Source organism: Rhizobium sp. BK049, from assembly GCF_014193135.1.
Classification (GTDB): domain Bacteria; phylum Pseudomonadota; class Alphaproteobacteria; order Rhizobiales; family Rhizobiaceae; genus Rhizobium.
In genome coordinates, this window is record NZ_JACHYV010000002.1 from 37,532 (window position 1) to 54,875 (window position 17,344).

General features: G+C 60.7%; 19 protein-coding genes. 13 read left to right on the forward strand and 6 right to left on the reverse strand.

Going from position 1 to position 17,344, the window contains the following annotated elements:
- Positions 1-16: 16 nt before the first annotated feature.
- The 6 genes from FHT70_RS02160 (at position 17) to FHT70_RS02185 (ending at position 6,673) form a co-directional block, all read left to right on the forward strand.
- Complete coding sequence (locus tag FHT70_RS02160) at positions 17-889, forward strand: sugar ABC transporter permease (protein ID WP_085780200.1); 873 nt, start codon at positions 17-19, stop codon at positions 887-889.
- A gap of 1 nt (position 890) precedes the next feature.
- Positions 891-1,721: a carbohydrate ABC transporter permease gene (locus tag FHT70_RS02165; RefSeq protein WP_085779552.1), complete on the forward strand. Its 831-nt coding sequence runs from the start codon at positions 891-893 to the stop codon at positions 1,719-1,721.
- A 16-nt stretch (positions 1,722-1,737) separates the two neighbouring features.
- Positions 1,738-2,736 carry an ABC transporter ATP-binding protein gene (locus FHT70_RS02170; RefSeq protein ID WP_183698590.1) on the forward strand — a complete coding sequence of 333 codons (999 nt, stop codon included), beginning with the start codon at positions 1,738-1,740 and terminating at the stop codon, positions 2,734-2,736.
- 82 nt (positions 2,737-2,818) lie between these two features.
- The gene (locus FHT70_RS02175; protein ID WP_183698592.1) at positions 2,819-4,300 is read left to right on the forward strand and encodes a mannitol dehydrogenase family protein; all 1,482 of its coding nucleotides are present in this window, start codon (positions 2,819-2,821) and stop codon (positions 4,298-4,300) included.
- Between the two features lie 100 nt (positions 4,301-4,400).
- On the forward strand, positions 4,401-5,090 hold the full coding sequence (locus tag FHT70_RS02180; RefSeq protein WP_097597432.1) for an HAD family hydrolase: 690 nt from the start codon (positions 4,401-4,403) through the stop codon (positions 5,088-5,090).
- Positions 5,090-6,673, forward strand: coding sequence for an FGGY-family carbohydrate kinase (locus FHT70_RS02185; RefSeq protein WP_183698594.1), 1,584 nt, complete (start codon positions 5,090-5,092; stop codon positions 6,671-6,673). The genes FHT70_RS02180 and FHT70_RS02185 overlap by 1 nt, the downstream gene beginning before the upstream one ends.
- A gap of 10 nt (positions 6,674-6,683) precedes the next feature.
- Here FHT70_RS02185 and FHT70_RS02190 read toward each other — a convergent pair whose 3' ends face one another.
- Positions 6,684-7,538: a MurR/RpiR family transcriptional regulator gene (locus FHT70_RS02190; RefSeq protein WP_085779547.1), complete on the reverse strand. Its 855-nt coding sequence runs from the start codon at positions 7,536-7,538 to the stop codon at positions 6,684-6,686.
- A gap of 234 nt (positions 7,539-7,772) precedes the next feature.
- Here FHT70_RS02190 and FHT70_RS02195 point away from each other — a divergent pair, with 234 nt between their 5' ends.
- Complete coding sequence (locus FHT70_RS02195; RefSeq protein ID WP_183698596.1) at positions 7,773-8,486, forward strand: sulfate transporter family protein; 714 nt, start codon at positions 7,773-7,775, stop codon at positions 8,484-8,486.
- Positions 8,487-8,489: 3 nt separating this feature from the next.
- Here the strand turns inward: FHT70_RS02195 and FHT70_RS02200 are convergent, their stop codons facing one another.
- Positions 8,490-8,915, reverse strand: a complete 426-nt coding sequence (locus FHT70_RS02200; protein ID WP_183698598.1) for a VOC family protein — start codon at positions 8,913-8,915, stop codon at positions 8,490-8,492.
- 77 nt (positions 8,916-8,992) lie between these two features.
- On the opposite strand from FHT70_RS02200, the gene FHT70_RS02205 reads away from it, so the two are divergent.
- Positions 8,993-9,571 carry a TetR/AcrR family transcriptional regulator gene (locus tag FHT70_RS02205; protein ID WP_183698600.1) on the forward strand — a complete coding sequence of 193 codons (579 nt, stop codon included), beginning with the start codon at positions 8,993-8,995 and terminating at the stop codon, positions 9,569-9,571.
- Here the strand turns inward: FHT70_RS02205 and nth are convergent.
- Complete coding sequence (gene nth / locus FHT70_RS02210) at positions 9,536-10,333, reverse strand: endonuclease III (RefSeq protein ID WP_183698602.1); 798 nt, start codon at positions 10,331-10,333, stop codon at positions 9,536-9,538. The two genes, FHT70_RS02205 and nth, sit on opposite strands and share 36 nt — an antisense overlap.
- Here nth and FHT70_RS02215 point away from each other — a divergent pair.
- The gene (locus tag FHT70_RS02215) at positions 10,332-10,829 is read left to right on the forward strand and encodes a DUF2244 domain-containing protein (RefSeq protein WP_183698966.1); all 498 of its coding nucleotides are present in this window, start codon (positions 10,332-10,334) and stop codon (positions 10,827-10,829) included. The two genes, nth and FHT70_RS02215, sit on opposite strands and share 2 nt — an antisense overlap.
- A 79-nt stretch (positions 10,830-10,908) precedes the next feature.
- Positions 10,909-11,781, forward strand: coding sequence for a bifunctional helix-turn-helix domain-containing protein/methylated-DNA--[protein]-cysteine S-methyltransferase (locus FHT70_RS02220; protein ID WP_183698604.1), 873 nt, complete (start codon positions 10,909-10,911; stop codon positions 11,779-11,781).
- 52 nt (positions 11,782-11,833) lie between these two features.
- Here FHT70_RS02220 and FHT70_RS02225 read toward each other — a convergent pair whose 3' ends face one another.
- The gene (locus FHT70_RS02225) at positions 11,834-12,817 is read right to left on the reverse strand and encodes a sugar-binding transcriptional regulator (RefSeq protein WP_183698606.1); all 984 of its coding nucleotides are present in this window, start codon (positions 12,815-12,817) and stop codon (positions 11,834-11,836) included.
- A 426-nt stretch (positions 12,818-13,243) separates the two neighbouring features.
- Here FHT70_RS02225 and tal point away from each other — a divergent pair, with 426 nt between their 5' ends.
- The 3 genes from tal (at position 13,244) to FHT70_RS02240 (ending at position 15,527) form a co-directional block, all read left to right on the forward strand.
- A complete protein-coding gene (gene tal / locus FHT70_RS02230; protein ID WP_085779539.1) occupies positions 13,244-14,209 on the forward strand; it encodes a transaldolase in 966 nt (321 codons plus the stop codon).
- Positions 14,210-14,302: 93 nt separating this feature from the next.
- Positions 14,303-14,971, forward strand: coding sequence for a DUF1345 domain-containing protein (locus tag FHT70_RS02235; RefSeq protein WP_183698608.1), 669 nt, complete (start codon positions 14,303-14,305; stop codon positions 14,969-14,971).
- Positions 14,972-15,080: 109 nt separating this feature from the next.
- The gene (locus tag FHT70_RS02240; RefSeq protein ID WP_183698610.1) at positions 15,081-15,527 is read left to right on the forward strand and encodes a DoxX family protein; all 447 of its coding nucleotides are present in this window, start codon (positions 15,081-15,083) and stop codon (positions 15,525-15,527) included.
- An 84-nt stretch (positions 15,528-15,611) separates the two neighbouring features.
- Here the strand turns inward: FHT70_RS02240 and FHT70_RS02245 are convergent, their stop codons facing one another.
- Positions 15,612-15,785, reverse strand: a complete 174-nt coding sequence (locus FHT70_RS02245; RefSeq protein ID WP_004678026.1) for a DUF1328 domain-containing protein — start codon at positions 15,783-15,785, stop codon at positions 15,612-15,614.
- 121 nt (positions 15,786-15,906) lie between these two features.
- On the reverse strand, positions 15,907-17,334 hold the full coding sequence (locus FHT70_RS02250) for a gamma-aminobutyraldehyde dehydrogenase (RefSeq protein WP_183698612.1): 1,428 nt from the start codon (positions 17,332-17,334) through the stop codon (positions 15,907-15,909).
- Positions 17,335-17,344 lie beyond the last annotated feature (10 nt).

Below are 17,344 nucleotides of genomic sequence, written 5' to 3' on the forward strand. Positions count from 1 at the left end.
CAGATCGGTGATTGCCATGGCAACAACACATACTCGCTCCGCGGCGCGCCTGATGATTGCGCCCTCCGTGCTGTTCCTCTTTGCGTGGATGATCGTCCCGCTTGCGATGACGATCTATTTCTCTCTGCTGAACTATAATCTGCTCAGCCCTGGCATGGAGAGCTTCGTCGGCCTGCTGAACTACGAATATTTCCTGTCAGATCCGGCCTTCATCGCCGCGCTGATCAATACGCTGCTGCTTGTTGCCGGCGTTCTCGTCGTCACCGTCGTCGGCGGCATCGCCTTCGCGCTGCTGCTCGACCAACCGATGTACGGCCAGGGCATCGTGCGCATCCTTGTCATCGCGCCGTTCTTCGTCATGCCGACAGTGGCAGCACTCGTCTGGAAGAACATGTTCATGAACCCGGTCAACGGCTTGTTTGCGCATCTTGCGAAAGCGCTTGGCCTGCAGCCGATCGACTGGCTGGCGAATGCGCCGCTCCTGTCCGTCATCCTCATCGTCGCCTGGCAGTGGCTGCCCTTTGCCACCCTCATCCTGTTGACGGCGCTGCAGTCGCTCGACGAGGAGCAGAAGGAGGCGGCCGAAATGGACGGCGCCGGGGCGATCTCGAAATTCATCTACATCATCCTGCCGCACATGGCGCGTGCCATCACCGTGGTGATCCTGATCCAGACGATCTTCCTGCTCTCGGTCTTCGCCGAAATCCTCGTCACCACCAATGGCGGGCCGGGCACCGACAGCACCAACCTCACCTATCTCGTCTATGCGCAGGCTCTGCTGCAGTTCGATATCGGCGGCGCTTCTGCAGGCGGCATCGTCGCGGTCGTGCTTGCCAATATTGTCGCGATCTTCCTCGTCCGCCTCGTCGGCAAGAATCTGGAGGCTTGAGATGGCCAGAAAAGTCACAACTCAGCGCAAGCTCATCGTGACGGCGGTCGCCTGGACGCTCGGCATCCTGATCTTCTTCCCGATCCTCTGGACGTTCCTGACCAGCTTCAAGTCGGAAGCCGACGCCATCGCCTCGCCGCCGCAGTTCCTGTTCTTCCACTGGACCGCGGAGAACTATGCGGAAGTGCAGAGCCGGTCGAACTATCTCAGCCACTTCATGAACTCGGTGGTCATTTCCTTCGGCTCGACGCTGATCGGCCTGATCATCGCCATTCCGGCCGCCTGGGCGATGGCGTTCGCGCCCACCAAGCGGACGAAGGACGTGCTGATGTGGATGCTCTCGACCAAGATGATGCCGCCTGTGGGCGCGCTGATCCCCATCTATCTGATGTTCCGCAATTCCGGTCTGCTCGACACGCGCATCGGGCTGGTGATCGTGCTGACGCTGATCAATCTGCCGATCATCGTCTGGATGCTCTACACCTACTTCAAGGAAATTCCCGGTGAGATCCTCGAAGCGGCCCGCATGGACGGCGCCTCGCTGATGAAGGAGATCGTCTACGTGCTGACGCCGATGGCGGTGCCGGGCATTGCCTCGACGCTGCTTCTGAACATCATCCTTGCCTGGAACGAGGCCTTCTGGACGCTCAACCTCACCGCCTCGAAGGCGGCACCGCTGACGGCCTTCATCGCCTCCTATTCCAGCCCCGAAGGCTTGTTCTATGCCAAGCTCTCGGCGGCCTCGACCATGGCGATCGCGCCGATCCTGATCCTCGGCTGGTTCAGCCAGAAGCAACTCGTCCGCGGCCTGACCTTCGGCGCAGTGAAATAAGAAAAGGGAGACAAACATGGGCAGCATTACCCTTCAGAAGGTTTCCAAGGTCTTCGGCGAAGCCAAGGTCATCCCTTCGATCGATCTCGATATCAACGACGGCGAGTTCGTCGTCTTCGTCGGTCCATCCGGCTGCGGCAAGTCCACGCTGCTCAGGCTGATCGCCGGTCTTGAGGATGTCTCCGGCGGCAAGATCGTCATCGACGGCAAGGACGCCACCGAGAAGGCGCCGTCGGAGCGCGGCCTTGCCATGGTGTTCCAGTCCTACGCGCTCTATCCGCATATGAGCGTGCGCAACAACATCGCCTTCCCGCTGAAGATGGCGGGCGTCGACAAGGCGGAAATCGACCGTAAGGTGACGGATGCGGCACGAGTGCTGAACCTCACCGACTATCTCGAGCGCAAGCCGCGCCAGCTTTCCGGCGGTCAGCGCCAGCGCGTCGCGATCGGTCGCGCCATCGTGCGCCAGCCTTCAGCCTTTCTCTTCGATGAACCGCTGTCGAATCTCGACGCGGCTCTGCGCGTCAATATGCGCCTCGAAATCAGCGAGTTGCATCAGCAGCTGAAGACGACGATGATCTATGTCACCCATGACCAGGTCGAGGCCATGACCATGGCCGACAAGATCGTCGTGCTGAACCGCGGCAATATCGAGCAGGTCGGCTCGCCGCTCGAACTCTACAGCCGCCCGCGCAATCTTTTCGTCGCCGGCTTCATCGGCTCGCCGAAGATGAATTTCATCAAGGGCCAGAACGCCGCCGAGCTCGGCGCGCACACGCTCGGCATCCGTCCCGAACACATGCTGCTGTCGATGGAGAGCGGCGATTGGAAGGGCAGGGTCGTCGTTGCCGAGCATCTCGGTTCCGACACCTTCCTGCACATAGATGTCGAGGGGATCGGGATGGTGACGGCGCGCGGCAGTGGCGATTTTGCCGCGCAAGCGGGCGATCCGGTCTATCTGACGCCGGACCGGTCACGCATTCATAAATTCAACGAGGGCGGCCTTGCCATCTGAGCAGGCGGCCGGCTGGGGGCAGGCATGTGAGCCGGGCGATGGCGCTCGGCCGTCTCGGCAAGACCTTCAAGAGGACTGAAACATGACGTGCAAATTATCGCTGGCAACGCTTTCGGACGCGGCGCGCACTGCCGCCATCCCTTCCTACGACAGGGCGTCGCTGAAAGCCGGCATCGTGCACTTCGGCGTCGGCAATTTCCACCGCGCGCATCAGGCGATCTATCTCGACGATCTCTTCAACCAGGGCGCCGATCACGACTGGGCAATTGTCGGTGCCGGCGTTCTGCCATCGGATGCCGCCATGCGCGAGAAGCTTGCGGCGCAGGATTTCTTGACGACGGTGGTGGAGCAGGACAACAACAAGACGGCGGCGCGTGTCACCGCACCGATGATCGACATTCTGCCGGTCGGCGATCCTGCCGCCATCATCGCCAGGCTTGCCGATCCCGAGATACGCATCGTCTCGCTGACGATCACCGAGGGCGGTTATTTCATCGATGCTTCAGGCACGTTCAATCCGGCCCATCCTGCTATCGCCGCCGATGGACAAAATCCCGGTGCGCCGAAGACGGTTTTCGGTCTGATCGTCGCTGGCCTCAAGGCGCGCAAGGACAAGGGCATCGGACCTTTCACCGTGATGTCCTGCGACAACATTCCCCATAATGGCGTCGTCACCGCCAATGCCGTGATCGGCACTGCAGCACTTTCGGATGCCGCCCTTGCCGACTGGATCAGGGCTAATGTTGCCTTTCCAAACGCGATGGTCGACCGAATTACGCCGGCGACCGGCCAGCGGGAGATCGATTTCCTCAGGGACAATTTCGGCATTGAGGATAATTGGCCGGTTTATTGCGAAGAATTCAAGCAGTGGGTGCTCGAAGACAAGTTCACGGCCGGCCGCCCGGCCTTGGAAAAGGTCGGCGTCACCTTCGTTCCTGATGTCACGCCTTACGAGCATATGAAGATCCGTATCCTGAACGGCGGGCATGCCGCGATCGCCTATCCGGCGGCGCTGATGGACATTCATTTCGTGCATGATGCCATGGAAGATCCGCTGATCCGGGCGTTCCTGGCCAAGCTGGAGACAGACGAAATCATTCCGATCGTGCCGCCGGTGCCAAACACCTCGCTGACGGATTATTTTGCCCTCATCGAACATCGGCTTCTCAATCCGAAGATCGCCGATACCATCCCGCGTCTGGCGCAGGATGGCTCGAATCGCCAACCGAAATTCATCCTGCCGTCGACGCTCGACAATCTGCGCCAGGGCAGAGATGTCATCGGCCTGGCGCTGGTTTCGGCGCTTTGGTGCCGTTATTTCGCCGGCAAGACCGACAGCGGCAAGGATATCGTCTTCAACGACGCCAGCGCCGAGCGCCTGCACACAGCGGCGCTGAAGGCCAAGGCCGATCCGTCCGCCTTCCTCGGCTTCGATGATATTTTCGGCGAGGTGGCGAAATCGGATCTTTTCCGCAAACGTTTTGCTCATGCTGTTAAAACCTTGTGGGAAAAGGGCACGCGGGAAACGCTGCAGCTCTATCTCGACGGCAAGCTCGCAGTGTAAGGGGAATGCGGATGGCGGCATCGGCTGGCGCCATCCATCCCGCCTTGCGGGCGACGCGGGACGATCATGCGTCCGAATTGAAGTCAGGTTGGGTTTTTTCATGGCTGATGCTGAACCACGGCTGGTCATTTTCGATTGCGACGGCGTGCTCGTCGACAGCGAACCGATCTCGATCAGCGTGCTCGTCAGGGCGATGAGTGATCTCGGCGTTTCGATTACCGAAGACCAGGCCTATGAGCGCTTCCTCGGACGCAGCCTGGCAACCCTCATCGATACGCTGGAAACCGAGTTCAATATTCACGCCGGCGAAGAATTCCTGGAGCGCATTCGCACTGATCTCTACGCGCGGTTTCGCACCGAGCTGAAGCCGATAGACGGCATCGCGGCGACGATCGACGGGCTCGGCATTCCCTGTTGTGTCGCTTCATCAAGTCAGATGGAGCGAATCCGGTTGTCGCTGTCCGTCACCGGACTTCTCGACAGGCTGCCCGACATCTTCAGCGCGACGATGGTCAAGCGCGGGAAACCGGCGCCCGATCTCTTCCTCCACGCGGCACGGCAAATGCATGTCGAGCCGGGATCCTGCCTCGTCATCGAGGACAGTCCGGCCGGCATTGCTGCCGCCAAGGCGGCGGGCATGACGGTCTTTGCCTTCACCGGCGGATCGCATGCGAATTTCGCCGGATACCGCGCCGAACTCGACCGGCTTTCGCCTGATGTCGTGTTTGACGCCATGCCGGAATTGATACACCTTGTCCGCAACCATAAGCTGGACGGGACTGCAATTTGATGCGTGATCATGTGGTTGCGGTGGATGTCGGCACCGGCAGCGCGCGCGCCGGCGTCTTCGATGCCGGCGGCCATCTGCTGGCCAAGGCTGAACATCCGATTGTCATGAACCGGCCGCGTGAAAACCACGCCGAGCACGATTCCGAAGACATCTGGTCGGCCGCCTGCACCGCGGTGCGCAAGGCGATGGAGCAATCCGGTATTGCCGCCGCCTCGGTCGGAGCAATCGGCTTCGACGCTACCTGTTCCCTCGTGGTCCGCGACGTCGACGGCCGGCCGATCAGCGTGTCCACAACCGGCGAGCGGCGTTTCGACACCATCGTGTGGCTCGATCATCGCGCGCTGAAGGAAGCCGACTTCTGCACGGCGACGGAGCACAGTGTGCTTGAACATTCCGGCCACGTCATGTCGCCGGAAATGGAAATGCCGAAGCTGATGTGGCTGAAGAAGAAGCTGCCGGCGACGTGGGAAAGGGCGGGCTATTTCTTCGACCTTGCTGATTTCATGACCTGGAAATCAACTGGGTCGACCGCCCGTTCTCGTTGCACGCTGACGGCAAAATGGAATTATCTCGCCCATCTCGAAAAGGGATGGCAGCAGGATTTCCTGCAGCGGATCGGGCTCGATGATCTTCAGACTCGCGGCCGGCTGCCGGATGAGACTGTGCCGGTCGGCGGCAGTATAGGCCGGCTGACCGCTGATGCGGCCGAGGCGCTCGGGCTGACTAGGGAGTGCCATGTCTCCGCGGGAATGATCGACGCTTATGCCGGCGCGCTTGGGGCGCTCGGCGGTTATGCCGCCGATCCCGTAACACGTGAGCGCCAGCTGGCACTGATCGCCGGCACGTCGAGCTGCGTCGTCGCCTTCTCGCGGGAGTGCAAGCCAAGCCACGGCATGTGGGGGCCTTATTATGAGGTTGTCTTCCCGCAGTCCTGGCTGGTGGAAGCGGGGCAATCGGCGACCGGTGCGCTGCTCGACCATATCGTGCGCATGCATGCGGCCGGCGGTGAGCCGACAGCGGCATTGCACCAGAAGATCGTCGCGCGCATCGCCGAATTGCGGGCAGAGGAGGGCGACGCTTTCGGCGAGCGTATTTTTGTGCTGCCGGACTTTCACGGCAATCGCTCGCCGCTTGCCGATCCGCATGCCGTCGGCGTGATCAGCGGGCTGACGCTCGACACTTCCTTCGACGGGCTTTGCGCGCTCTATTGGCGGTCTGCCGTCGCGATCGCTCTCGGCATCCGCCATATCCTGGAGACGATGAAGGACTACGGCTACGTGCCCGATACGCTGCATATCGCCGGCGGACACGTGAAGAACCCGGTGCTGATGGAACTCTATAGCGACGCCACCGGCTGCAAGGTCGTGTTGCCGAAGATGAACGAGGCGGTGCTGCTCGGTACGGCGATTGCGGCATCCGTCGCCTGCGGCCTGCACGAGGATTTGGCGGCAGCCGGCGAGGCGATGTATCGGGGCGGCGTCGAACGGCTTCCCGACAAAGCGAAACAGGCGCTTTACGACCGCGATTATCGCCGTCTTCTGGCCATGCATCGGCACCGTTCCGAGCTGGAAGCGATGTTCTGAAAGCTCACATCTAGTGGTTCGCGGTTTCACCGAGGACGGTCGCAAATTCCAGCATGCGGCGGCGGCGCAGCGCTGCCTCCTCTCCGACTTCGAGAATGACGGATTCCGAAAGGCAATCGAGCAGCGCGATCAGCGGCGGAAGGTTGTCGAGATCGGGAGCGCGTGCCGGCGGCAAGGACAGCATGACGTTTGACTGATCTGCCATCCAGTCTGCTTGCTGAGGCGAAATCAGCACGACCTTGTAGCCGTAGCGGCGCGCGGTTCTGGCAAGCAGCCGTGCCTTGGCGAAACGGCGGCAGTCGATGATGACGAGCAAAGCGTCGTCGACGGCCTGCCGGGCGAAGAGTTCGGCAAAACGGTTGTCGGTGGCATCGAGCGTGCGGACGCCATCGCGGGCCTGCGTCAGCCGCTGGGAGAAATGATTGGCAAGGCTTGCGAGCCGCGCATGCGTGGCGATCGATACTTCGCGGGCCGTGCTGATCAGGCGGACGGCTTCGGCCCAAAGCGGCTGCGCCGTCAGATGATAGATGTGATGCAGGGCCTGGATCTGCTCGGCAACCAGCACGGCAAGCGGCTTGCCCTCCGCGGCGTCCGCATGCAGTTCGCTCATGGCGCTCTGCAACTGCGCCGGCGATGTCGTCACGGTCTCGCGAATTTCCACCTTGACGCTGTCCAAACCCTGATAGCCGAGCGCGCGCAGGAAGCGCCCGACGGTCATCGGCGAGAGGTCCAGCCTGTCGGCGACAGATGCTGCCGTCTCAAACGGCAGGTCGTTCAGGTGCTCGGAGAAATATTTCGCAATTCGACGCTCGGCCGGTGTGCCGCTTTTTACGTATTGCCTGAGTTTGTGTACAAAGTCTTCCACATCAGCCTCCCCGTATTTCCTCAGAGGCGTTCCGTGGATGCGCTATCGCAATCCCTTGTCTTGGCAACTATTGTCGGAAGCTGCTTCTCAGGCCCATGCGTATTTCTGCGTCTCATAATATTATATTCGTTCTAATATTGCGACAAGTTTCTATTAAAGCCTGCAATTTTATTCTCTCTTGTCGGTAGCATTCGCCTTTCCTACATCTCTTGCGCAACCGGAGACGCTGAAGAAATGATTCTTGATGCCGCACGCCTTTCGCTCGCCAATCTGTTCGCGCCGGAGACTCGCTTGGTCTTCTGGAAGGTGCTCGGCGTGACGCTTCTCGTGCTCGTCGGCCTCTGGTTCGCACTACGCGGGGCCTTCATGGCCTTCCTCTTTCCCTGGATCACCAGCTTCTTTCCCGATATGCCGGATTGGGCGGGATGGTTTGCTCTGGTCTTCGCAATCCTTGCCGGGGTCGGCCTTGCGCTCGTGCTGGCGTTGCTGCTTTCGCCCGTCACGGCGCTTATTGCGGGCCTTTTCCTGGACGATGTCGCCGACGTTATCGAAAAACGTGACTATCCCGGCGACGCGCCGGGCGCCGCCATGCCGCTCGGCCCGGCGATGGCGAGCTCGATCAAATTCCTGGGGGTGGTGATCCTCGGCAATATCGTGGCGTTGTTGTTGCTGTTCATTCCCGGCGTCAATCTGGTCGCTTTCTTTCTGGTGAACGGCTATTTGCTCGGACGGGAATTCTTTGAATTCGCCGCCATGCGCTTCCGTTCGCCGCATGAAGCGCGGCTCTTCCGTGCCAAACATGCGCCGACGGTCTTTCTCGGCGGGCTGGTGATCGCGCTCTTTCTGGCGATCCCCGCGGTCAACCTGCTGACGCCTCTCTTTGCCGCGGGCATGATGGTGCATCTGCACAAGCTGATATCGGCAAGGGACGCCGGTTTTCGCGCCTGAGGATCAACCCGGTAAGGCTGATGTCTCGTACATTGGCGCAAATTCGGCGCTCGGCGGGATCGGCGTGATGATGTCGATCAGCACGCCGTTCGGATCGGCGGTGATGAAATGCCGCTGGCCGAAATCCTCGTCGCGGATCTCCTGCAGGATCGGGAGGTTTGCGCTGTTGCAGGCCGCGTAGACCGCATCGACATCGGCAACCTCGAAATTGAGGAGCAGTCCGGACACTTTGCCGCGAGCCGCAGCCGGGATGGTTTCGTGGCTGCCGTCGAGGATTGCGAGCGCGACATGCTCCGCCTCGGTCGATTGCAGATGAACGTACCACTCGCTCTCGAACAACGCCCCGAAGCCGAAATGCGCGCAATAGAAGCGGGCGGAACCGGCAACGTCGTCGGTCATGATGACAGGATAATAGCTCGTCGATTTCATCCTTTTCCTCCATAGATACCGACAGACTGTATGTTTTTATTCTTAACATACACTCTGTTTGTATGTAAATGGGGGAAATGAGCCGCAGCAATCGCGAAAGAACGCAACAGACAAGAGGGGCGCTGATCGATGCCGGACGACGCCTCTTCGTCGATAAAGGGTATGCCGAAACGGCGACGCCGGAGATCGCAGCGGCGGCGGGTGTGACACGCGGAGCGCTCTATCATCATTTCGAAGACAAGAAGGCGCTCTTTCGCGCGGTTGTCGAAGTCGAGGCGCGCGCAGTCGCCGAAGCAATCGGGGCATCTTCGGCGTCCGATGATACGCCGCGCGACGCGCTGATTGCCGGCGTTTCGGCCTATTTCGACGCAATGATGGCGGAGGGCCGCACGCGGCTGCTATTGATCGACGCTCCTGCCGTTCTCGGTCTGCCGGCGAGCCAGGCGATCGATGCCGACAACGCGGAAAGGACATTGCGGACAGGACTTGCAGCCATGCTTCCGAGAGCTGGCGCTACGCTTGAGCCTCTGACATTGCTGCTATCGGCGGGCTTCGACCGCGCGGCAATTGCGATCGAGGCGGGCGCCGAACGGCGGAGTTACGAGCGGGCGATCACTGTTCTACTCGACAGCCTCGCCGATCACCTGCGGCGGTAGCTCGACCAGCGGGGCCGGCACATCCGAACTCTTCTCCGGCGATTTGCAAATATCGGCGATGACGCAGCGCTCGCATTCGGGGCGGCGTGCCTTGCAGGTGTAGCGCCCGTGCAGGATCAGCCAGTGATGGGCGTGATAGAGGTAGTGTTTCGGCACCACTTTCATCAATCGTGCTTCGACTTCATCAGGCGTCTTGCCGGGAGCAAGCCTGATGCGATTGGCGATCCGGAAGATGTGCGTATCGACGGCCATGGTGGCCTGGCCAAAGGCCATCGACAGCACGACATTGGCAGTCTTGCGGCCGACACCCGGCAGGCGCACCAGTTCCTCGCGCGTTTCCGGCACCTTGCCGGCGAAGTCGTCGACCAGCATTTGCGAGAGCGCGATGACGTTTTTCGTCTTGTTGCGGTAAAGGCCGATTGTCTTGATGTAATCGCGAAGCTTGTCCTCGCCGAGATCGAGCATTTTCTGCGGCGTATCGGCCACCTTGAAAAGCGCTCGCGTCGCCTTGTTGACACCGGCATCCGTGGCCTGGGCGGAGAGAGCCACCGCCACGACGAGGGTGAAAGGGTTGGTATGCTCCAGCTCGCCCCGCGGCTCGGGTCGCTGCACCGAAAAGCGACGGAAGATTTCCTCGCGCTCGGCCTGCGAATAGGCGGTTTTCACCGCCGCCGCCGGTTTGCGGCGGGTGATCACATTCGTGCCTTGCGGCGGGGATTTGAGTTTCGGATTCGCCATGGAAACTCTATACTCAGCGGCCATGATGGAAAGCAACGCCAACAGCTCTAGCGAGCAGCCTGTTTTCGCCGCCGAGCTCTTCCCCCACCGGTCGCTCGGCCGCCGCGGCTTCAAGGTGCTGCTCATCCTGTCCGGCGCCGTCTGCTTCCTCTATGGGATGTTCTTCATCGCCACCGGCGCCTGGCCGATCGGCTTCTTCTTCGGATTGGATTTTGTGCTTCTCTACGGCGGCTTCTGGCTGAATTACCGGTCCGGGCGGGTGCGCGAACAGGTCACCGTGTCGCGCACCGACGTATCGGTGCGCAAGTTTGCCCCATCGGGGCGGATGGTAGAGCATCATTTCAACCCGTTCTGGGCGCGTTTCCTCGTTCGGAGGCATCAGGAGATCGGCATCCTCTCGATGCATATTTTCGGCGAGGGCCGGCGCACGGATATCGGCTCCTTCCTCAATCCGGATGATCGCGAGAGCTTCGCAAAGGCCTTCAAAGGCGCGCTCGCCACAGTCAAACAGCGTATCTGAGCGTAGTGGACGAGCGCGCAAGAATCGGGTGGTTTGCCCCGGCCCTATTGATTATCTCCTTGTTACAAGGAGAAAGACCATGGATATGATCGCGAACCTGCAGACCGACATCACGCCTGACGGCCCCGATTACGATATCGTCCGTCGGGTCATCGAACTCATCACCGAGGATTATCGCGACCAGCCGTCGCTGGAGGCGATCGCCGCTAGGCTCAACCAGTCGCCGACGCAGCTGCAGAAGACCTTCACCCGCTGGGCCGGCCTCTCGCCGAAAGGTTTCCTGCAGGCGGTGACGCTCGACCACGCCAAGCGGCTGCTGCGCAAGGAAGACATGCCGTTGCTCGAGACGTCGATCGAAGTCGGCCTCTCCGGGCCGAGCCGCCTTCACGACCTTTTCGTGACCCATGAGGCGATGTCACCCGGCGAATGGAAGGCAAAAGGGGGCGGCCTCACCATCCGCTACGGTTTCCACATCTGCCCCTTCGGCGTGGCGCTGATCATGGTGACCGATCGCGGTCTTGCCGGCCTTGCCTTCAGCGATTCCGGCGGGGAACGGGCTTGCCTCGAGGACATGACCTGCCGCTGGCCGAATGCCGAATACATCGAAGACCTGCAGGCGACGGTGCCCTATGCCGCCCGCATCTTCCAACCCGGAAAATGGTCTTCCGAGCAGCCGCTTCGCGTCGTGCTGATCGGGACGGACTTCCAGGTGCGCGTCTGGCAGAGCCTCATGAAGATACCGTTCGGCAAGGCGGTCACCTATTCCGACATCGCCAACGATATTGGCCGGCCGACGGCGCAGCGCGCAGTGGGCGCGGCGGTCGGGGCAAATCCGATCTCCTTCGTGGTGCCTTGCCACCGGGCGCTCGGCAAGAACGGTGCGCTGACGGGCTACCACTGGGGCCTCACCCGCAAACGGGCGATGCTCGGTTGGGAATCGGCGCATGCGTAAAGCATGCCCAGCAAAAAGCACGGCATGCCAATCTCCGAGATCGCGGCGCCTTTTAGGCCTGTTCGGCAAGTTCCAGCAATGCTTGCGCCGCACCTTCATCGGTGATCAGCGTGTTGCAGCCGATGCGCTTGATCGTGGCGCGGATGGCGGTGGCCCGGTGGGCGCCGCCGGAGGAAAGCACGATGTGCTTGGCCTCTTTCAGCATGTCGAGGTCGACGGACATCACGCGCTGGTTGATCGAGTGATCGACCGAATTGCCGTCCTTGTCGAGGAAATTGAACATGGTGTCGCAGACGCAGCCGGCATTGATCAGTTCTTGCAACTCGGCCTTCGATATCCAGCCTTCCGATAGCGAGGTCGAGTGCGGCCCGATATCACCGCAGCTGACGATCGCGAGATCGAGGTTCTCGGCGAGGCGGTAGATCGTGTCCAACCCGCATTTGTCGATCAGATTGCGTTTGGTTTCGATGGAATCGACGAGAAGCGGCGCCAGGAACATGTAACATTCGGCGCCGAGCTGGTTGGCCAGCCGCCAAGTGTAATCGATCGGATTCGTCTGATGCACGGCAACGATGCCGCCGAGCAGCGAAACGACCTTACAATTGGCGCGGCGTGGCGGCCGGAAGCTCGCCAGCGAGGCGGTCATGGTGCGGCCCCAGCCGACACCGATCGTATAGTCGTCGGGAATGGCTTCGGAGAGGAACTGGCCAAGCGCCAAGCCGACGTTCTTTGCCAGTGAATCGACATCGCCATGAACCGGCGCAGGCACGACGATCGCTTCGTCGAGGCCATAGGCACGCTCCAGCTTGACCGAAAGCTCGACGCAATCGCCGATCGAACCGTTGATCCAGATCTGGACTTCGCTGCGTTTCATCGACTCGTCGAGCAGGCGGATCACCGTCGTCCGGCTGATGCCGAGCTGTTCGGCGACGTCTTTCTGGGTCAGGCCCTCATTGTAATAGAGCCATGCAGCCCTCAGCCGCAGCGAGGATGCCTCGGAATAGGCGGTATGGGTGCCGCGTTTGAGCTTGACCACGTCTCCTCCCGCAGGATTTTCGCCTAAATCCCTGATGGGACGAAAGGCTGCGCCTATGCGTTTGCTGCCGGGATAATGACGGGTGTGACACTTATGTCAATCAGAATGCACAAATGTCCTTGACTTTTCCTTGCGCGAACGGCGATAGTCCTCGCGACACAAAGTCGTCCCTGTCAGTCCGAGGAGGACATAGTGCGGGCATGCCGAAAGTCACGACCGGCCTTTGCGCCGCAGGCGGTATCGCCTGCGTTCGAGCAGCCGTTCGCATGCGGCCGGAACACGTCGACTGTCCCTCACGTTTATGAATCATCCGTGACGGAAGCGCGTATATTCGCCCGCAGCATGCAAAACATCTGTCCCTAGATCATCTCTTTGCCGGGCGGAAGTCGCGCCGGTCCGCTTTGAATTCAATAAGGATCACCAACCATGACATCCAAGCTTGACCAACTCCGCGAGATTACCACCGTCGTCGCCGATACAGGCGATATTCAGGCAGTCGCCCGCCTGAAGCCGGTCGACTGCACGACCAATCCATCCATCGTCCTAAAGGCGCTCGGTACCGAAATGTTCGCAGACGACATGAAGGAAGCGATCGCCTGGGGCAAGAAGCTCGGCGGCGATGCAAATGTTGCCGCTGCAGCCGTTGCCGACCGCCTTGCCATCTCGGTCGGCGCCGCCCTGGTGAAGCTCGTTCCCGGCCGCGTTTCGACGGAAGTCGATGCCGACCTGTCCTTCGATACCGAAGCATCGCTGAACAAGGCACGCAGCATCATTGCCGCCTACAAGGAACGCGGCATCGAGAAAGACCGTATCCTGATCAAGCTCGCGTCTACCTGGGAAGGCATTCGCGCAGCGGAAATCCTGCAGAAGGAGGGCATCGACTGCAATCTGACGTTGCTCTTCTCCAAGGCGCAGGCGATCGCCTGCGCCGATGCCAAGGTTTTCCTGATTTCGCCCTTCGTCGGCCGTATCCTCGACTGGTACAAGAAGTCGACGGGCAAGGATTTCACTGCCGAGGAGGATCCGGGCGTCATCTCCGTCCGTGACATCTACAACTACTACAAGGCCAACGACATCAAGACGGTCGTCATGGGCGCCTCCTTCCGCAATACCGGCGAGATCGAAGCGCTGGCCGGTTGCGATCGCCTGACCATCGCTCCGAACCTGCTCGACGAGCTTTCGAACGACCAAGGCAAGCTCGAGCGCAAGCTGTCGCCTGAAACGGTCAGGCCGGCTGCCAAAATCGCCGTCGACGAAAAGACCTTCCGCTGGATGATGAACGAAGACGCGATGGCGACGGAAAAGCTCGCGGAAGGCATCCGCGCCTTCGCCAAGGACCTGTCGACGCTGCGCACCATGGTGCAGAAGGAACTGCAGCTCGCTGCCGCCTGATAGAGCACGCCAACGATCGAAGGCGCGGATGCCGGGCTGGCAACCGCGCCATTTTCATGCTCTTATCAATGACATATGCTGTCGGAGACCGATATGGCGGACGAGGAACCGGCAAGGTCGCCTGTGGCACTTGCCCGCAAGCACGCAAGCTTCATCATTGCCGCTGTTGCCGGACTGGTGGTCTTCTTGGCTCTGACCTCGCGGGAGGTCAGTGCCGGCAATATCCTGTTCGGCTGGAATATCAGCGCCATTGTTTTTGTCGCGCTCAGCTGGCGCAAGATGCTGCGGGCGACGGTCGAATCGATCCGGAAACGCGCCGCCGATCTCGATTTTTCGGATACCGTTTTGCTGGCCCTTTCAATCGGTGCTGCGCTTGCGAGCATCGTCGGCATCGGCACCGAGCTTCATTCGATCAAGGAGGCGCCACCTGATGTTGCGCTGTCGCGAGCGGGTGCCGCGGTGCTGACGATTCTGATCTCGTGGATTTTTCTGCATACGCTTTTCACCATCCACTATGCCCATTATTTCTATGGCGGGGCGGACGAAGAGAGCGGCCTCAAATTCCCCGACGGCATCGAAGAGCCCGGCTATTGGGACTTCCTCTATTTCTCCTTCACCGTCGGCGTTGCCGCGCAGACCGCGGATGTCGCGGTCAGTTCGACCAGCATGCGCAAGCTAACACTGCTGCATGCCGTGCTGTCGTTCCTGTTCAACACGACGATCCTGGCGCTGGCGATCAATGTCGGTGCAAGCCTGTTATAATGCGCCGTAGCCGGCGACCGGGAGAATCCAGCCCATAACACCCGGGAGACGGGACGGAATTAACGCAGGGGCCACACGACCGGTCCACCTGCTCTGCAAAGCGGAGGGTATGATGAAAAGCGTCGCAAGCCGGTTCCGATCAGCCGACCTCGTTCTACTTCTGGGCAGGCTTCTGCTGGCGCTGATTTTTCTGCACGAAGGCTCGTCTCTTGCGGCAGATCTCGGGTCGACCATCGACACCTTCGCGAACTTAGGGCTGTCGGCGCCGGTAGCCTTGGCCACCATCGCTCTTCAAATCGGCGCCGGCATTTCCGTTGCGGCGGGTTTCCTCGGTCGGCTGGGTGCCACGGCGCTGGCGCTCTTCTGCCTGGCGACCGCCTTTCTCTTTCATACGAACTTTACCAGCCAAAACGAACTCTTGCATTTCGAGAAGGACCTGGCGATTGCCGGCGGCATGTTCGTCCTCGCCGCTTCCGGAGCGGGTTCGGTATCGGTCGACAATCTGCTGAAAAGGCGGGCTAGCAGCCTTCATCCCTGGCTGAGGGCCATGCTGTAGCCAATTGCTGCAGGCTTTTGCGCGCCATGAACATTCCGCGGCTCTTCCGAGCCGCGGAATTGCTCCGGATTGGGCGGCGCCCGCTTACAAGACCGCCTGGCCGGCCATCAGCGCCAGAACCAGGAAGATCAGGAAGATCACCAGTGCAATACCGAAGAGCACGCGGGCGATGGTCGCGGTGGCGGCGGAGACGCCGGAGAAGCCAAAGAAGCCGGCGATGATCGAAATCACGAAGAATATCAGAGCCCATTTCAGCATGACATCATCCTTTGCGTTTGTCTGAAAAGACGCGGCAACCGGGAAATTGTTCCATGTCGCGCGAAATTGGACGATGTTCCTGCTGTCGGCGTGGCTTCTATATCCTTGCCGTTTTCGCCGGTCAGCCGTGATTGATCATCACATGGCGAACGGCGGTATAATCCTCCAGCGCATAGACGGACATGTCCTTGCCGTAACCCGACTGTTTGAGGCCACCATGCGGCATCTCGTTGACCAGCATGAAATGCGTGTTGATCCAGGTGCAGCCATATTGCAGGCGGCCGGCGGTCTTCATGCCGCGGCCAATATCCCTGGTCCAGACCGAGGAGGCGAGGCCGTAATCGCTGTCGTTCGCCCAAGCGATGGCATCGTCAGCGTCGGAGAAGCGGGTGACGGAGACGACCGGGCCGAAGACCTCGCGGCGGACGATCTCGTCGTCCTGCAAGGCGCCCGCAATGACGGTCGGCGTGAAGAAGAAGCCTTTGTCGCCGGAGACCTTGCCGCCGGTGGTGATTTCCATGTGCTTGTGCTCGGAAGCGCGGGCGACGAAGCTTTCGACGCGGTCACGCTGGCGCCTGGAGATCAGCGGACCGATCTCGTTTTCGGTATCGTCCGCCTGGTTGAAACGGATGCTTGAGACGGCCGAAGAGAGATCGGCAACGAAATTGTCGTAGACCTTGGCGTCGGCATAGATGCGGCAGGCCGCGGTGCAGTCCTGACCGGCATTGTAATAACCGAAGGTGCGGATGCCTGACACGACGGCATCGATATCGGCATCGTCGAAGACGATGACCGGGGCCTTGCCGCCGAGTTCCAGATGCGTGCGCTTGACGGTCTTGGCGGCGGCCTGCAGCACCTTCTTGCCGGTGGCGACATCGCCCGTGATCGAGATCATGTTGACCTTGGCGTGGTTGATCAGCGCATTGCCGACGCTTTCGCCGCGGCCGAGGATGACGTTGACCACGCCTTCGGGAAGGATGTCGGAAAGCAGCTTCGCCATCTTCAGCGCTGTCAGCGGCGTCTGTTCCGAGGGTTTGAAGACGACGGTGTTGCCGCCCGCGATTGCCGGCGCCAGCTTCCAGGCCATCATCATCAACGGATAGTTCCACGGCGCGATCGAGCCGACGATGCCGATCGGATCACGGCGGATCATCGAGGTGTGGCCGGGCAAGTATTCGCCGGCGGCCGGTCCGTGCAGGTTGCGCACTGCCCCCGCGAAGAAGCGGTAACAATCGACGATTGCCGGGATTTCATCGTTCAGTACTGAATTGATCGGCTTGCCGCAGTTCAGCGCTTCCAGCGCGGCGAAACCGGCGGCGTCCTTCTCGATAGCGTCGGCGATCTTCAGCAGGTAACTCGAGCGTTCGGAAGGCGTCGTCTGCGACCAGCTCTTGAAGGCTTTTTCGGCGGCATCGACGGCGGCATCGACCTGGGAGAGCGAGGCCTCGGGAAGGTCGATCACCGTCTCTCCGGTCCTCGGGTTCAGGATGTGCTCTTCCGTCTCCGTGCCTTTTTCGAAGCGGGAACCGATCAACATTTGCGTATCCATGATGTTCTCC

Bases quoted from the DNA above. Each gene is read 5' to 3' on its own strand.
- FHT70_RS02160 (WP_085780200.1), top strand. From the start codon at position 17: ATGGCAACAACACATACTCGCTCCGCGGCGCGCCTGATGATTGCGCCC.
- FHT70_RS02165 (WP_085779552.1), top strand. From the start codon at position 891: ATGGCCAGAAAAGTCACAACTCAGCGCAAGCTCATCGTGACGGCGGTC.
- FHT70_RS02170 (WP_183698590.1), top strand. From the start codon at position 1,738: ATGGGCAGCATTACCCTTCAGAAGGTTTCCAAGGTCTTCGGCGAAGCC.
- FHT70_RS02175 (WP_183698592.1), top strand. From the start codon at position 2,819: ATGACGTGCAAATTATCGCTGGCAACGCTTTCGGACGCGGCGCGCACT.
- FHT70_RS02180 (WP_097597432.1), top strand. From the start codon at position 4,401: ATGGCTGATGCTGAACCACGGCTGGTCATTTTCGATTGCGACGGCGTG.
- FHT70_RS02185 (WP_183698594.1), top strand. From the start codon at position 5,090: ATGCGTGATCATGTGGTTGCGGTGGATGTCGGCACCGGCAGCGCGCGC.
- FHT70_RS02195 (WP_183698596.1), top strand. From the start codon at position 7,773: ATGATTCTTGATGCCGCACGCCTTTCGCTCGCCAATCTGTTCGCGCCG.
- FHT70_RS02200 (WP_183698598.1), bottom strand. From the start codon at position 8,915: ATGAAATCGACGAGCTATTATCCTGTCATCATGACCGACGACGTTGCC.
- FHT70_RS02205 (WP_183698600.1), top strand. From the start codon at position 8,993: ATGAGCCGCAGCAATCGCGAAAGAACGCAACAGACAAGAGGGGCGCTG.
- FHT70_RS02215 (WP_183698966.1), top strand. From the start codon at position 10,332: ATGATGGAAAGCAACGCCAACAGCTCTAGCGAGCAGCCTGTTTTCGCC.
- nth (WP_183698602.1), bottom strand. From the start codon at position 10,333: ATGGCCGCTGAGTATAGAGTTTCCATGGCGAATCCGAAACTCAAATCC.
- FHT70_RS02220 (WP_183698604.1), top strand. From the start codon at position 10,909: ATGGATATGATCGCGAACCTGCAGACCGACATCACGCCTGACGGCCCC.
- tal (WP_085779539.1), top strand. From the start codon at position 13,244: ATGACATCCAAGCTTGACCAACTCCGCGAGATTACCACCGTCGTCGCC.
- FHT70_RS02235 (WP_183698608.1), top strand. From the start codon at position 14,303: ATGGCGGACGAGGAACCGGCAAGGTCGCCTGTGGCACTTGCCCGCAAG.
- FHT70_RS02240 (WP_183698610.1), top strand. From the start codon at position 15,081: ATGATGAAAAGCGTCGCAAGCCGGTTCCGATCAGCCGACCTCGTTCTA.
- FHT70_RS02245 (WP_004678026.1), bottom strand. From the start codon at position 15,785: ATGCTGAAATGGGCTCTGATATTCTTCGTGATTTCGATCATCGCCGGC.
- FHT70_RS02250 (WP_183698612.1), bottom strand. From the start codon at position 17,334: ATGGATACGCAAATGTTGATCGGTTCCCGCTTCGAAAAAGGCACGGAG.